This window comes from Pedobacter chitinilyticus (assembly GCF_003313385.1).
GTDB classification, from domain to species: domain Bacteria; phylum Bacteroidota; class Bacteroidia; order Sphingobacteriales; family Sphingobacteriaceae; genus Pedobacter; species Pedobacter chitinilyticus.
Map to the genome: position 1 here is coordinate 348,548 of NZ_QMHN01000001.1, position 14,797 is coordinate 363,344.

Genomic DNA, 14,797 nt, shown 5'->3' on the forward strand with positions numbered 1-14,797 from the left:
TATAATCGTTTATCCCAAAGGTAACGAAATCATCTAAAAATGGGCTAGTTATTTTTGCTCGTAAAACCATCCATTAATTTCATAGTTTTCAAGGCTTCTTCGGCCGAACAAGGATTTTCACTTTCTCCTCTGAAATAGGCGACTACTTGCTCAATCATAGGTTGTTCTACATGAGGTAAAGGTTCAAAATTGATGCTTTCCTCTTCTCCATTAAGGTTCACTTTGATGAATTGTCCAAATATCGAGAAGCTGATCTTGCCTTTTGAACCGTAAATTTCACAAAGATCTGTTTGCTCATTTTGGGGAGCAGAAAAGCACCATAAGCCATTAAAAACCACTCCGTTTTCAAATAAGATATGACCTGTCACCAAATCCTCTACAGGTTCTGTGGGGTCTTTTTTATTAGCTAGGCCATTAAATTGCTTCACCTCTCCAAAATAATAGAGCATTAAATCCAATTGGTGCGGCGCAAGGTCGTGAAATAAACCACCACCAGAAATGGCTGGGTTTATTCGCCAGTTTTCTTCGCTATTGGCAATGATATTACTGGCTTTGGGTTGTAGCATTTTCAGGTCCACAAAACGTACCTCGCCGATGGTGTTTGCGGCTAATAGTGATTTTATTTTTAAGAAAAGCGGTTGTGATCTTCTGTAATGGGCAACTACTAACTTTACACCGTATTGATGGGCGGCATTAGCCATGTTTTGTGCAGCTTGGCCATTTAACGCCATTGGTTTTTCTACGTAAACAGGTTTGCCAGCGGCTAGTGCAGCAATCGTATATTCCTCATGTTGCAATGGGGGAGTAGCAATGTAAATGGCATTTACTTCAGGGTCATTAATCAAATCAGAAGCATTGCTGTACCATTTTGGAACACCATGTCGTTTGGCATAATCTTCGGCTTTAGCGGCATCTCTGCGCATCACGGCAACCAGTTTGGAGTGTGGTACTTTGTTAAAAGCAGGACCGCTCTTTACTTCTGTAACATCACCACAGCCAATAATTCCCCATTTGATTTCGTTCATGATGGATTCGTATTTAAAAGGTCATTGCGAGTATATGCTGACCGTCATTTCGAGCGTAACGCAGTGAAGTCGAGAAATCTTTGGACTATCTGGTTTCAATAACATAGATCTCTCCATTCCGCTTCGCTACAGTCGAGATGACGACCAGGGCAAGGGAAATATGCTATCCCTCCAATTCCATTATTTCTCCCGCAAGGGTTTCCCAAGTTTGCTGAGCGGCATCAAGCAATGCTTTTTCAGACTGGTATTTTTGGTTAGCCTCTTGCAGTTTCTGCGCATTGCTAAAAATTTCTTCCTTCGCTAATTCAGCTTCACAAGCCTTAACACTATTTTCAAAAGTGGCAATTTCCTCTTCCACACGCTTAAGCTTATCGTTCAGTTTTTTTAACTGTTGTTGTACGTTGGCTGGAGCAGGTTCAGCAACTTTTGGTTTTTTCTCCTCTTGCTTTATGGGAATAGGTTTTGGAGCTGGTTTTACACGTTTTGCGTCCCATTCTTCATACTCTGCATAAGTGCCTGGATATTGCTTGATTTTCTCCTCTTCTATAAACCAAATTTTGTTGGCCACGTTATCTAAGAAATACCTGTCGTGGGAAACAGAAATAAAAGTTCCCTCGTATTGTTGCAAAGCCTGTATTAAAATATTTACCGACTGAATATCCAAGTGGTTGGTAGGCTCATCCAGAATTAAGAAATTACTGTCTGTAGTTAACGATTTTGCCAAGGCAACCCTCGATTTTTCCCCTCCAGATAACACTTTGATTTTTTTGAAAACATCATCGCCAGTAAATAGGAAACAACCTAAAATACTGCGCAATTCTGTATCTGTATGCTTAGGCGCAAAAGCTTGTAGTTCTTCTAAAATAGAATTGTCCAAGTGTAGCGATTCCAATTGGTGCTGAGCGAAGAAAGTAGTCGTTACATTATGGCCTGTTTCGCAAGTGCCCTCAAATTTCTCTGTACCTGCAATCATCCGTAACAAGGTCGATTTACCTTTACCATTGGCACCAATCAACGCAATTTTATCACCCTTTTCTATAATGGCTTCCGCATTGTGCAAAATGTCAATATTCGGATAAGATTTAGAAGCATTTTCTATGCGGATAACATGGCGACCCGAAGGTTTAGAAAATTTGAAGCTGAAATTTACCGTCGGATTATCATCATCTACGTCATCAATACGCTCCATTTTATCCAGCGCTTTCATTCTAGATTGCGCCATTTTAGCCTTGCTCGCTTTCGCTTTAAAACGTTCAATTAAACGTTCTTCTTGCTTAATTTTCGCTTGTTGATTTTTAAACTCCCCGCGTTGTATTTCAGATCTTAGTTCTTTTTCTTCCAAGTAAAAAGAGTAATTACCCGCGTAAACCGTTAATTTCCCTTTGCGGCTTTCCACCGTTCTGTTCACAATCTTATCCAAGAAGTACCTGTCGTGAGATACAATCACAATAGCGCCTTCAAAACTGCTTAAATAAGTTTCCAGCCATTTAATTGACGGTAAGTCCATGTGGTTGGTAGGCTCATCCAGCAATAAAATATCGGGGTCTTGCAAAAGGATTTTTGCTAACATTACCCTCATACGCCAACCCCCAGAGAAAGTGTTTAATGGTCTTTTTTGGTCTTCAGAACTAAATCCTAAACCCGCCAAAACCTCATTTGCCCTATATTCTATGTTATAGCCGTCCAAAGCATCAAATTCTTCCTGCTTTTGAGCCAGTTTGTTTAAAACATCCTCACTGTAATCCGTTTCAATAACCTTTAAAAGCTCTTCAATTTCTTTGTGAAGCTTATTCTGACGGTCAAAAGCTTCCATGGCCACCTGCAAAATAGGGTGGTGGCTGTCATAAGAAAGCAAATCCTGGTTCAGGTAGCCAATTCGTAAATCTTTGGCCATCGAAATACTGCCAGATGACGGAGAATATTCTCCTACAATCAGTTTCAGTAAAGTCGATTTTCCAGTCCCATTGGCACCAATCAATCCCGCTCTGTCGCCTGGCTTAATATGCCAGTCCGCTTCATCGTACAAGGCCCTAGAGCCAATCAAAAAACTAAGGTTATTAATAGAAATCATTATGCCGCAAAGATAGCAATAGATTTGCGATTTCGGGCGATTGAGTTTGCTAAGCCAGCGGATTACTATCGGTTTATCCAAATTTGTTGAAAATGGTTGGCAGTATTTCAAACCATCTGTAGTCCCGCTTTCACTCATAGTCCTCGCCCTTCGATAAACTCAGGGCTGCGGGCTAATCCGTTCAATCGGGTTTATCCACAAAAACCTGTTTTTTGAGGTGCTGTACGCTTATTTGAAGCTCCGTTAGCATCTGTTATGGCTCCGTTGGCATCCAAGATCACTCCGTTGCCATCCAATATGCCAAGTTTGGCATCGCGGATGGCAAATTTGGCATTTAATATGGCTAGCTCCTGCTTGTTTAATGCTCCGTTGGCATCGGCGATGGCAAAATACCCTTAAATTAGTGCTCCGTATCATTAAGCGATGCCAACGGTGTATTGAAATGATGGTCGGTATCTTAAAGATAAATGTAGGTAGCGCTAAAATTACGTTAGGTATCCCTACAGAAGCCCAAAATACCTTTGCATGTATTTCTCTTATCGCTAAAATTAAAGTGTATATGTAGCTTTAAGAACCTCTCTGGCTAGCCATCTATTGACAATCGTTTTTATAGTGTTTTTGATGTCAATGAGCTCGCTTACGCCTCGGTTCTCCAAAGGGAGAGAGCAGAGTGATGCCTAACCAATTTTGCTTTTCTCTCCCCTTGGGAGAGATGCCCACAGGGCAGAGAGGGTAAATTATTAATAAAACCTATGATGTTTGTGGTTTACTTAATTAGGGATGTGCTAAACTTTGCGTCTCTTTGCGAATACTTCATCCCGTATGTACGGGATTGCGATAAAAATTAACCGCGAGTAGCTATTCTGGAAATTCGATCTTAAATCCAATACCGCGAATAGAATCAAAACTTATGCGAGGATCGTGTTGGAAATATTTGCGTAGGCGGGTCATAAACACATCAAGGCTTCTGCCTAAGAAATAATCATCCTTGCCCCAAAGCTTCTCTAAAATATCCTTGCGGTTGACAATTTGGTGGTTGTGATTTAAAAAAAGCAATAACAACTCCGCTTCCTTTTCGGTAAGTTGAATAACAGCATCATTAAAACCCAGTTGATATAGAGCTGGATTAAAGGAATATGCGCCCAAATTAACCGTTTTGTTTGGAGTAGCACCAAGTTGTCGTTTAAGGATGTTGTGTATCCTCAGTAACAGTTCCTCGGGTTCACAAGGTTTCGTGATGTAATCGTCAGCTCCTAATTTTAATCCTAAAATTCTATCAATACTTTGTCCTTTGGCAGTTAAAAACAAAAAAGGAATTTCATGTTGTTGACGGATGGTTTTGGCCAAGGTAAAGCCATCCATTTCTGGTAGCATGACATCTAAAATGGCCAATTGATTGTTTTGTAGTGCTTCCGTATCGTCTAAAAGCACATGAGGGTGGGTGTACCATTTCACTTCAAAATCAGAAGACTCAAGATATTGCTTAAGTACCAATCCCAAATCAGGGTCGTCTTCAACCAATAAAATTTTAGTGCCCATTAGCCAAAGATATTTTAAATGTTACTCCATTTTTCGGATTAGAAGACACGGTGATATTGCCTCTGTATTTTTCAACGGTTTGCTTTACAATGTATAAGCCAAGTCCAAGCCCGTTGATCTGTAAGTTTTCTTGACGACTTACCCTATAATATTTCTCAAAAATATGAGGTTGTGCTTCTGGAGGAATTCCTATACCATCGTCACTTACTTCAATGGCAATTTGTTTATCAAAATCGAGTTTTAAATGGATGGTGTTTGCACGATACTTTGCCGAGTTTTCGACCAAATTGCCAATCACCTGCTCCAAGTCTTTTTGTGAAAGCACGTGGTTAAATTCAAAGTTTACTTGGATATTGAGTTGTAGCGAATTGTATTGATTTTTTAAACTCGATAAATAACGTTCAATTTCGTTTTGTAAAGCAATTTGACTGTCGCTATTTTCATTATTGATAGAAGAAATGACCTTTTCCAAGCGTTGTACCTGTCTTTCCAATAAAGCTTTGGTTTCGCTAGCGGGCGTATTGGCCAAAGTAAACTTTAAAGTGGTTAAAGGCGTGTTCAATTCATGCGCAATAGAGTCGATAGAAGTGTACAACTGAGCTACTTTTTCCTGTTGTAGCCGTAAATTTTTAAGTGTTTTCCAGAATAAATAAATCAGTAAGGCGATAATAGAAATGCTAATGAGCAATAAAGGAAGGAGATGTTTGAAAATCAACATTCGTAGATTAAGCAGCTCTACAATTGTTCTGGATTTGATGGTGTAATGATACCTGGCATTAAGTTTTAATTCAGTATCCTTCTCTGTAAAGTTAGAATTCCATTTGCCCACATTGAAAATGAAGCCTTTTTTGATGTCTTTTTTGGTCTTGAAAAGCACTAATGGCGATTGGGTAGATACCAATTCTCTTTTCTCTGTTTCATCATATATAGAGTAGATTTCACTTCTTAAAGCGATGTCGTAAGGGGTGTTTTCAATTTGTTTTTTCAGTAGTTTATCTACATTTTCTTGAAAGTGCTTTCTGAAAGCGTACCATTGTTGCAGCTGGTTAATTTGTTCATTTTTAAGGCTATCATTGCTGTCCAGTTTTTTTAACCTTTTAATCAACATTTCTTCACTGGCCTCATCATCAAATTGATTCAGTTCACTAACTACACTGTCTGCAATGTTATTGGCTTGCTTGTTCAATTCCTTTCTTTCAAAGCGATACGAATTGTACAGATAATAGCTTTGCAAACCAATGAGCACCAAAAAGCTGGCAGTAAAAAGCAACGTGGCACTTAGTTTTTTATTCATATCCAAAAATACAAAGCTAATCTTCTTTTCCATTGCATTAACTCATCGTTAACCTTTCATTAACCTAGCCTTTGGGTTTTTCGATAGAGTTTTGTGAAAAAATATTTGAAATGAAACTTCACATCACTTTTACCTTATCAATGTTGCTGCCCATCATTGTTTGGGCGCAAACCCCTCAAAAACCTAAAGAAAAAGATACAACTATCGTTTTAAACGCGGTAAGTGTATCGGGCAAAAAGCCCATGTTAAAACGCAAAGCGGATCGGTTAGAATTTAATATTGAAAACACACCTTTACAGAATCTCAATGGATGGGATATCCTAAAAAATACCCCAAATGTAGTGGTGAAGAACGAAGAATTGACTATCCGTGGTAGTTCGCAGATTTTGGTAACCATTAACGATAAAAGGACAATGATGACCCAAGAGCAGCTGAAAATGTTTCTAGAAAACATGGATGGCAACAATATCAGTTCGATAGAAGTGATTACCAATCCGCCAGCAAAATATGAAGCTCAAGGTGGAGCGGTACTTAACATCAAAATGAAACAAAATAAGCTATTGGGATATAAAGGAACCCTATCATCAAGGTATCACCAATCTATTTACGCCAAAGGCCGTCTAGGCTTGGCACAATCTTTCAATACAGATAAGCTACAGGTGAGTGGTAATTACGATTTTGTTTCGGGCAACTACGTGCGTAAGAACTTCGATGTGGTGATTTTTGACAATAACAACACGCGTTGGGAAAGCGATATGGTCAGAAAAAGTCAGTCGCATCAGCAGCACTTGTATAACTTTTCATCGCAATATAGTTTAGACAGTCTCACCACCTTTCAACTGGGATTTGATGGTACTTTTAACCCTAATTTGGTTGGACGGTATAATGTGCCTACCAATATTTATAATACCTTAACCAACCAGTTGGAATCTAATTATGTAACCCTTAATCAAAGAGACCAACGTTATGGTAATTTTAATGCCTATTTGGTGCTCGATAAAAAGTTTGGAAACCACAACCTCACGTTAAGTAATAATTACAGCAACAACACTCACCGAGAAGATCAAGATGTAGCCACTACTTTGCGTTTCATTAACCAGCCAGAAGAATATCGTCGCTTTGCCAACAACAGCAACCAACACATTAAACTTTACGCTACACAATTGGATTATCGCCTAGCTGAAAATAGCTTTACGCTTGAAGGTGGTTTGAAATATAGCTATGTAAATAATCGCAACGATTTACGTTTTTTAACGGATAATGGGGGCTCGCTCATTTTTGACCCTACCAGAAGTAATCTGTTTAATTATGAGGAGAATATTTATGCGGCTTATCTATCTTCAGAATACAAATGGAAAAAATGGGAGATGAAGCTGGGCTTGCGTTCGGAAACTACTCGCATCAATACCGATTCGGATAATCCAGTGGCACAAAATGCCAATACCCGAACCAATATTTTTCCTACTTTTTACCTGATGCACCAATTGAAAGAAGACCAGCAGTTAGGTTTTTCTTACGGAAAACGAATCAGCAGACCAAACTACAGTTTCCTCAATCCATCTAAATCCTATTATAACCTGTATGCTTATTTTCAGGGCGATGCCAATCTGCAGTCGACCATGTTCCATAACATCAGTTTGACTTATACGCTTAAGGATTGGAATTTTGAGACTTACTACAGCTACATTAAAAACCCTTCGATGGAGATCTCTATCCAGAATCCCGAAACATTTGAAACGAAGTACCATTATACCAATATCCGCAAGGGCGAAATTATAGGGATGAACTTTTCCAAAAGTTTCAGTATCACCAACCTTTGGAAATTAAACCTTTTTGCGATGGGCGAATACAATGAAGACTTTTTTATGGGAGTTGATGGCCAATTGTATAAAAACAACGTATTCTTTTATAATGCTAACCTCTCTACACAAATTACTTTGGATAAGGCAAAAACATGGGATTTAAGTGCCAGTTACAACTATAATTCAAAGTCGGTGCAAGGTTCGTTTACCATCAGCCCCTCGCAGCGAACCAATATTGTATTAAATAAAAAAATGTTCAACAAACGCTTTGAAACTGGCTTGGTATTGAACGATCTTTTTAAGACAGACAAGAATACCATTTCTACTCGTTACGCTAATCAAAATCAATATTTTAAGGATTATCGCGATACGCAATATTTCATGATTAATTTGAAATTCCACTTTGGCAACCAAAAAGTAAAGGACGCTAAAGCAGCTAGGAAAACAGATGAACAAAAACGAATGTAAAATATAAAAGCCACAGATTCACAAATAAAAATAACCTGTGTATCTGTGGTTAAAAATATGTTCTGATCCGAACTCGACCTAGACGAAAATCCGAAGGATTTCAATGTTGATAGAAAAGAAATATTACGCATGATATGCGACTCTGTAGGAGTCGTATAGAGATTAGTTTGTTGTTTTATAAATGTTTAACCTCTTCGAGGTCTGTTTGTTCACTTAAAGGATATGTAAATAAAAAAGCCACAGATGCACCAATGGATTAAATCTGTGTATCTGTGGCTTTACTTGAAGAGAGACTTACTTACTATCTGCGTCTTCCGTTTCTTCTAGTTTCCCTTCTTTGTTGCGTTTCAATTTTACCACAGGTTTTTCTTGAGTACCCGTTACGCTCAAAGGAATGCCAATGATCCCGAAAGGAGGTAAGCCTAATCTGCCGCTTAAATTCAATCTGCCATCAAAGCTCACCTGGCCTTCAAAACGAGGTCTGAAGCCTGCAATTTTCATTTTGGTACGCTCAATGGTGATGATGTTATTTTTGATGGTTGTTTTAACCACCACATCTTTCAAGTTTGGATTGGTTAAACTATCGCGTTTAGTTTCCTTACTCACCGCATTCATCATTTTAAAACCAGCCAATTTCACATCTTTTAAGGTAAGCGAGCCACCGCCTTTAATAGAAGGAAATACTGGATACATTTCGTCGTTTAATCTTCCAGTGATTTGATAATCTAAGCCAACAACGCCTTTTACTTTCGAGGCAGAAGTGGCCATTTCTCTAAACAGCTTAATTTCTTTGTAAGCTTTTGCGATATCAAATTCCTTCGCATTTAATTTAAAATCAAAGTTGGCAGATTTTGTACTTGTGCTTTGGTAGGTGGCATCCATCACTACTTTGGCTCCAATAATATCAAAACCCGTTTGCGATAAGCTTAATTTACCATTGTTAAGGGTCATTGTCCCCTTGGCATTTTTTAGGTTAAGGCCATTGTAGGCAACATCATTGGCATTGGCATTAAAAGTGACGTTTAAGTTCGTAGGAATCAAAATCACACCTTTGGCTGCGGGAGTAGAAGTCGTATTGCTGCTCGGGGCATACACCATAAATTCATCCGCAATGATTTTGTTGCTGTGTAACGCAAAGTTTCCAGTTAGTTTCTCCCTTTCGTCAAAAATAAAATTGACGTAGTTATTTAAGTTACCGTTCAATTTAAAATCAGAGCCGCCATAAGAAGCGTTAAATTCATCAAATTTTAAAGCAGCAGAAGTGAAAGAGAATTTTCCGTTTTTAATGATGAAAGGACTAGGAAACATATCTGTTAGGATGTTCAGGTCCTTAATGGTCATCATTCCTCTATTGCTCAAACGATTGTAACGTCCAGCCAAGGCATCGCTCTGCAAACCTTTAAAGTTTACATTGGTGTAAATAAGACCATGCACCTGATATCCAGGAATGGCAAATACCTTGTAGAGCTTGCCAATATCCAAAGTTCCTCTGGAGCTAACGTTGTAAGAAACATTTTCAAGATTGCTTACATTGGCTTTCAATAGAAATGGTTGTCCCGCCATTTCAAACGAAATAGGTTTAACATTTAATAAAGTACCTTTTAAGTTGCCATTATTATTGGTCACTACAGCATCAACGTCAATTTTTTCAATAGCCTCGTTAAAATTGGCCGTTTTAATGTAGCCTTTGTTGAGCTTAATGAATGCATTGGTAACAGGAAACATCTTCTTCGATTTGTCGTAAGAACCTTTGCTGTTTACATCAATAGAAAGTTTGCCGTCTAATACCAAGTCTTTAATAGGATAGAAGTTCTTGATTTCGGCAAAATTGATTTCGGTTTTTAAACCTAAATCTAATGTGATGTTGTTAATGGTTTGCAGCTTCAAGTGGCCCTTGATATAATTGGATAAAGCATTTACATCAATATTGGTGATGGCCAACGTGGTGTTTTTATAATCGCCATTGCTATTGTTGCCCACAAAGTCAAAATTGATTTTGTCAATAGGAGATGGCAAGGACGCATATTTGAAATAACCATTGCTCAATTTGATTTTGGCGTCGAATTGAGGAACAGTAGCAATTACCGTATCCACTTGTCTAATGCCACTTTTAACCACTTTTTTGCTGTATTTGCCATTCGCATCAAGCGACATTGTCAAACGACCTTTAACCACGGTACTGTCTAGGTTAACTATTTTCGCCCATTTTTCTAAATCGATATTAGAGCGGGTTTTGGTAAAGATATGAGGCTCTTTTAGTCCTTTTATTTTAGTGGTTGATGAGAAATAATCTTTTCCAATGTTAAAAAACAAACTATCCATGTTAAGGTCTAAACTATCAGGATTTAAGCTTGGTACCTTGGTTTGCAAGTTTAAGAAAAGGTTTTTGATGGATTCAGGAGCATTAGGATTGGTAATTTCGCCATCACGTATCTTCATGTTAAAAGTTAAACTTGGCATGGTATTACTCTCGGCAATGTATTTCCCAATCAGTGAAGCATCAATTTCCGCATAGCCCTTAATCTTTGTACGTTCTAACTTGTCTGCAATTTCTGGTGGCAGGGCGGTGAAAATATTATGCAAATCCGTTTCCTTCGCTTGGGTTTTAAAATCCATATCGTAGCCATCTTTTAAGAAAGAAAAACGGCCTACAAAACGGATAGGCAGGGAGTTGATTTTAATATCATTTTCGTCAAACAACAAATCCAAAGAACTAGTATTGATTTTGGTAATGAGTTTGGCATTTAGCTTTTTGTGGAGCAGGTAAGGGGTGCCCGCATAATACACGTCCGCATCTTTAATGGACAGCTTACTTTTTAAATCAAAAATGGCCTCGCTTAAATCGCCAGTTCCGCTGTAATCCACCCCTTTGGCATCAATCATCATCGGTATTGATTTATCGTTGTAAACCAAATCGCTGTTTTTGATATAAATCCCTTCAATTTTAATGGCTGTGCTAGTCGTGTCGGTGCTTTTTTTGCCGTCGTCTTTACTTTCGTAAACATTATAGTTGGCATGTCCCTGTTCATCGGAAAGGATGTTGATTTTTGCATTGTCCAGGTAAAATTCGTCGACCTTGATTTGTTTGCTGAACAAAGAGAACAAATTGATGCCCAGCGCCATTTGCTTGGCATAAATCAGCGTGTCTTTTTTAAAAGGTTCAGAACCTTTCAACAGAAACTCATCTAAATTTAGCGTAAGAGACGGAAAGTGAGAAAAAAAAGACAACCCCGTGCCTTTAAAATTTACTTCGCCTTTAATGTTCTGATTAATGGCTTTGGTGATTTGTTCATTAATCGTTTTCGGAATAAGAAAAGGGATGATAAACAATAATGCAATTAAGGAAATAATACTGATGGCGAGTATTTTAAAAAACTTTTTCAATATCAAATAGAATTTTTGGCGTTGGCTACAAAGATAGTTTTTAAAGTGATGCCATGATAGTTTGCGCACAGATTTTAACAAATAAATAACACCATATTTGGAAGTATGAAAAATAATCCATTACCTTTGTACTGTAATAATTAAAATTACAGAATGAACAACGGTAGATTTGCTATTTCTTTACACATCTTGGTTTTGCTTGATAAAGCGAAAGGAGAGCTGCTATCGTCTGATTACATGGCTGGAAGTATCAATATCAATCCAGTGTTAGTTCGAAAAGAATTGGTTAACTTACGTGAATACGGTTTAGTAACTAGTAAAGAGGGGAAGAATGGGGGTAGTGCTTTGGCTAAACCTGCGAATAAAATTACCTTAGGTGCGTTGTACCAAAGTGTAAAGGGGAATTACTTATTGGGAAGCCATAAGAACGATCCAAACCCACTTTGCGAAGTAGGAAAGGACATCAACAATCATTTAAACGATTTGTATAGTGAAACAGAAATGAGATTAATTGATGAATTAAATAAACAGACCCTCGCTGATTTTAGCAACAGGTTTACTTGATATTTTTTTGACTTAAACTGTAATAAAAATAGTTACAAATTAACAATTAGCAATTAACAATTAACAATTAACAATTAATTTAAAATTTATATGAAAGTAGCAGTAATTGGCGCAACAGGTTTTGTAGGACAAAATTTGGTAAATGAATTGGCCGAGAGAGGTCATGAGGTGTTGGCAATAGCCAGAAACACAGAAAAAGTGATTCAAAAAGAGAATGTGGTAGCGAAGAGTGTGGATGTGACTAATGAACAAGCGTTAGCAGCAGCCGTAAATGGTTATGATGTGGTTGTGAGTGCCTTTAACGCTGGTTGGACTAACCCTAATATTTATAACGATTTTATTAAAGGAGCTGAGGCCATTCAAGCAGGAGTGAAGGCTTCCAACGTAAATCGTTTAATTGTGATAGGCGGTGCGGGTAGTTTGTTTATTGATGGCAAGCAGTTGGTAGATGGGGAGAATTTCCCAGCTGAAATTAAACCTGGAGCTACTGCCGCAAGGGACTATCTCAATACGCTTAAAGAGGAAAAGGAATTGAACTGGACTTTCTTTAGTCCTGCGATAGAAATGCACCCAGGTATTACCATTGGTCGTACTGGAAAATATCGTTTAGGGTTGGAAAGTCCAGTTTTTGATGAAGCAGGTAAATGTGTGCTTTCTGTACAGGATTTAGCTATTGTGATTGCTGATGAGGTGGAAAGTAATCAACATCCACGTCAGCGCTTTACCGCTGCGTACTAATCTGTTTAGTGATTTGATGAAATAAGGGCTGTGCTAGGGGTTAGCATGGCCTTTTTCATTTTCTCGCCGTCATTCCCTCTTGTCGTGATTTCGACCTTTTTGGGGAGAAATCTAACAAATAGATTATGCTAATAAATAATTATGTGCTAGATTTCTCCGTCGTCGAAATGACAGGAATGGTTGTAATGTGTAACGCCGTCATTTGAGCAAAGCAAAGGACTGCTTTTACCACATTTGCTGAAACTGCTTTTCTAAAAATAAATTAAGAAAATGTTAAGATTTGCTTTTTTGCTATCTTCGCATCATGTATCGTTTAGTAAAGCCTATATTCTTCAAATTTGATCCTGAAAATGTACACCATTTTGTGGTAAAGCGTTTAAAGTGGTTCAATGATTTTTTCCCATTTGGCAAATCAGTGCTAAGGGGTAGTTTTGATGTTAGCTTTAAGGGATTAGAGCGAGAGGTTTTTGGATTGAAGTTCAAAAATCCAGTGGGTTTGGCTGCTGGCTTCGATAAAAATGGAGAATACGTAGAAGCCTTGAGCAATTTGGGCTTTGGCTTTGTAGAAGTGGGTACCGTTACGCCACTCCCTCAACCAGGAAACGATAAACCGAGAATGTTCCGTTTACCAGAAGATGCTGCGTTGATTAACCGAATGGGTTTTAATAACAAGGGGGTTGATACGATGGCCGAACGTTTACGCTTATTGAAAGACCGTCACCCAGATATTATCGTAGGTGGAAACATTGGCAAAAATAAAAATACACCTAACGAAGACGCGGTTTATGACTACATCAAATGCTTTGACCGTTTGTTTGACGTGGTCGATTATTTTGTAGTGAATGTAAGCTCACCAAATACGCCAGGTTTAAGGGCATTGCAAGAAAAAGAGCCATTAATGGAGCTTTTAAATACCTTGCAAAAACGTAACTGTAAAAACAATATTTCTAGACCAATCCTTTTAAAAATAGCACCAGACTTAACCGATGAGCAACTGGATGACATTATCGAAATTGTAAAGGAAACAGGTATTGCGGGTGTAATTGCCACCAATACCACTATAGGACGTGATGGCCTTTATTCGGGCGAAAAACTGAAAGGTGAAATGGGGGGGTTGAGCGGCAAACCTTTAACCAAGCGCTCTACAGAAGTAATCCGTTACCTTTCCGAAAAATCAAATCAAGCGTTTCCAATTATTGGTGTAGGAGGTATTCACTCTGCCGAAGATGCAAAGGAAAAACTTGATGCGGGAGCGGTTTTGGTACAGTTGTATACTGGATTTATTTACGAGGGCCCAGGTTTGATTAAGGATATTTGTAAATCCTTAGCCTAGTTCTCTTCTCCTTCCAAATGATTTTTGAGGCTGGTGTGTACAATATGGTTCCAGCCTTTTACAAAGTTTTCTTTGGCAAAGTCAGGACCACCTTCCTCTAGCGTATGTACGTTGGCATGTGTAAGCCTAACGAGCGTTTGTTCGCCCTTATCCATCAATTGCCAAGTGACTTCAGAGTTTCCAGGATAATTGTCGTAACGCCATGTGTGTGCCAGTTTCTCCTTTTCTTCTACTGCGGTAATTTCACATAGGTGCAAATATTGTGGGCCGCCATCTGGTCCGCTATAAAATCAAATTTGAAGCCTACTTTCGGATCAAAGTTTTCGATGGTAAAATACCATTGTTTCATCTCACTGGTATCGGTTAGTGCTGTCCAAACTTTATTAATAGGCGCATTAAAGGTGCGTTCAACTAAAATAGGGTCCTTTTTCATTGTTTTTGAGTTTAATTTCGGTAGGTTATCTTTAAAAATTAACAAAAGTGGTGGGGTTTTGATTGATTTATTTCTAAATGATTGATATTCAATCTTGAATTAAATATCTTCTTTACTTATTTGGAATTAATCTAAATAGTTTGATA

The 14,797-nt window shown here is 38.2% G+C and carries 11 protein-coding genes; 4 read left to right on the top strand and 7 right to left on the bottom strand.

Annotated elements, in window-relative coordinates:
* Positions 1-44: 44 nt before the first annotated feature.
* The 4 genes from DUT70_RS01435 to DUT70_RS01455 form a co-directional block, all read right to left on the bottom strand.
* On the bottom strand, positions 45-1,025 hold the full coding sequence (locus DUT70_RS01435) for a Gfo/Idh/MocA family protein (RefSeq protein WP_113645524.1): 981 nt from the start codon (positions 1,023-1,025) through the stop codon (positions 45-47).
* A 163-nt stretch (positions 1,026-1,188) separates the two neighbouring features.
* Positions 1,189-3,096: an ABC-F family ATP-binding cassette domain-containing protein gene (locus DUT70_RS01440; RefSeq protein ID WP_113645525.1), complete on the bottom strand. Its 1,908-nt coding sequence runs from the start codon at positions 3,094-3,096 to the stop codon at positions 1,189-1,191.
* Positions 3,097-3,954: 858 nt separating this feature from the next.
* Positions 3,955-4,635 (bottom strand): response regulator transcription factor, encoded by a 681-nt coding sequence (locus DUT70_RS01450; RefSeq protein WP_113645527.1) that lies wholly within the window; start codon positions 4,633-4,635, stop codon positions 3,955-3,957.
* Positions 4,625-5,962 carry a sensor histidine kinase gene (locus DUT70_RS01455; protein ID WP_113645528.1) on the bottom strand — a complete coding sequence of 446 codons (1,338 nt, stop codon included), beginning with the start codon at positions 5,960-5,962 and terminating at the stop codon, positions 4,625-4,627. The genes DUT70_RS01450 and DUT70_RS01455 overlap by 11 nt, the downstream gene beginning before the upstream one ends.
* 77 nt (positions 5,963-6,039) lie before the next feature.
* On the opposite strand from DUT70_RS01455, the gene DUT70_RS01460 reads away from it, so the two are divergent.
* Positions 6,040-8,199 carry an outer membrane beta-barrel family protein gene (locus DUT70_RS01460; protein WP_113645529.1) on the top strand — a complete coding sequence of 720 codons (2,160 nt, stop codon included), beginning with the start codon at positions 6,040-6,042 and terminating at the stop codon, positions 8,197-8,199.
* Between the two features lie 294 nt (positions 8,200-8,493).
* Here the strand turns inward: DUT70_RS01460 and DUT70_RS01465 are convergent, their stop codons facing one another.
* Positions 8,494-11,583 carry an AsmA family protein gene (locus tag DUT70_RS01465; RefSeq protein WP_128353273.1) on the bottom strand — a complete coding sequence of 1,030 codons (3,090 nt, stop codon included), beginning with the start codon at positions 11,581-11,583 and terminating at the stop codon, positions 8,494-8,496.
* A 153-nt stretch (positions 11,584-11,736) separates the two neighbouring features.
* Between DUT70_RS01465 and DUT70_RS01470 the strand changes: the two genes are divergently transcribed.
* The 3 genes from DUT70_RS01470 to DUT70_RS01480 all read left to right on the top strand — a co-directional run bounded on the left by DUT70_RS01470 (position 11,737) and on the right by DUT70_RS01480 (position 14,218).
* Entirely contained in the window at positions 11,737-12,147 is a 411-nt protein-coding gene (locus DUT70_RS01470; protein ID WP_113645531.1) for an Rrf2 family transcriptional regulator, read from the top strand.
* Positions 12,148-12,237: 90 nt separating this feature from the next.
* Positions 12,238-12,885 carry an NAD(P)-dependent oxidoreductase gene (locus DUT70_RS01475; RefSeq protein ID WP_113645532.1) on the top strand — a complete coding sequence of 216 codons (648 nt, stop codon included), beginning with the start codon at positions 12,238-12,240 and terminating at the stop codon, positions 12,883-12,885.
* 304 nt (positions 12,886-13,189) lie between these two features.
* Positions 13,190-14,218, top strand: a complete 1,029-nt coding sequence (locus tag DUT70_RS01480) for a quinone-dependent dihydroorotate dehydrogenase (RefSeq protein WP_113645533.1) — start codon at positions 13,190-13,192, stop codon at positions 14,216-14,218.
* Here the strand turns inward: DUT70_RS01480 and DUT70_RS21270 are convergent.
* Positions 14,215-14,475, bottom strand: coding sequence for an SRPBCC family protein (locus tag DUT70_RS21270; protein WP_205529711.1), 261 nt, complete (start codon positions 14,473-14,475; stop codon positions 14,215-14,217). The two genes, DUT70_RS01480 and DUT70_RS21270, sit on opposite strands and share 4 nt — an antisense overlap.
* Complete coding sequence (locus DUT70_RS21275) at positions 14,448-14,651, bottom strand: SRPBCC family protein (RefSeq protein WP_205529712.1); 204 nt, start codon at positions 14,649-14,651, stop codon at positions 14,448-14,450. Before DUT70_RS21275 ends, DUT70_RS21270 begins: the two co-directional genes overlap by 28 nt.
* Positions 14,652-14,797 lie beyond the last annotated feature (146 nt).

Excerpts from the sequence above, each read along its gene's own strand:
- DUT70_RS01435 (WP_113645524.1), bottom strand. The coding sequence starts at position 1,025 with ATGAACGAAATCAAATGGGGAATTATTGGCTGTGGTGATGTTACAGAA.
- DUT70_RS01440 (WP_113645525.1), bottom strand. The coding sequence starts at position 3,096 with ATGATTTCTATTAATAACCTTAGTTTTTTGATTGGCTCTAGGGCCTTG.
- DUT70_RS01450 (WP_113645527.1), bottom strand. The coding sequence starts at position 4,635 with ATGGGCACTAAAATTTTATTGGTTGAAGACGACCCTGATTTGGGATTG.
- DUT70_RS01455 (WP_113645528.1), bottom strand. The coding sequence starts at position 5,962 with ATGGAAAAGAAGATTAGCTTTGTATTTTTGGATATGAATAAAAAACTA.
- DUT70_RS01460 (WP_113645529.1), top strand. The coding sequence starts at position 6,040 with ATGAAACTTCACATCACTTTTACCTTATCAATGTTGCTGCCCATCATT.
- DUT70_RS01470 (WP_113645531.1), top strand. The coding sequence starts at position 11,737 with ATGAACAACGGTAGATTTGCTATTTCTTTACACATCTTGGTTTTGCTT.
- DUT70_RS01475 (WP_113645532.1), top strand. The coding sequence starts at position 12,238 with ATGAAAGTAGCAGTAATTGGCGCAACAGGTTTTGTAGGACAAAATTTG.
- DUT70_RS01480 (WP_113645533.1), top strand. The coding sequence starts at position 13,190 with ATGTATCGTTTAGTAAAGCCTATATTCTTCAAATTTGATCCTGAAAAT.
- DUT70_RS21275 (WP_205529712.1), bottom strand. The coding sequence starts at position 14,651 with ATGAAAAAGGACCCTATTTTAGTTGAACGCACCTTTAATGCGCCTATT.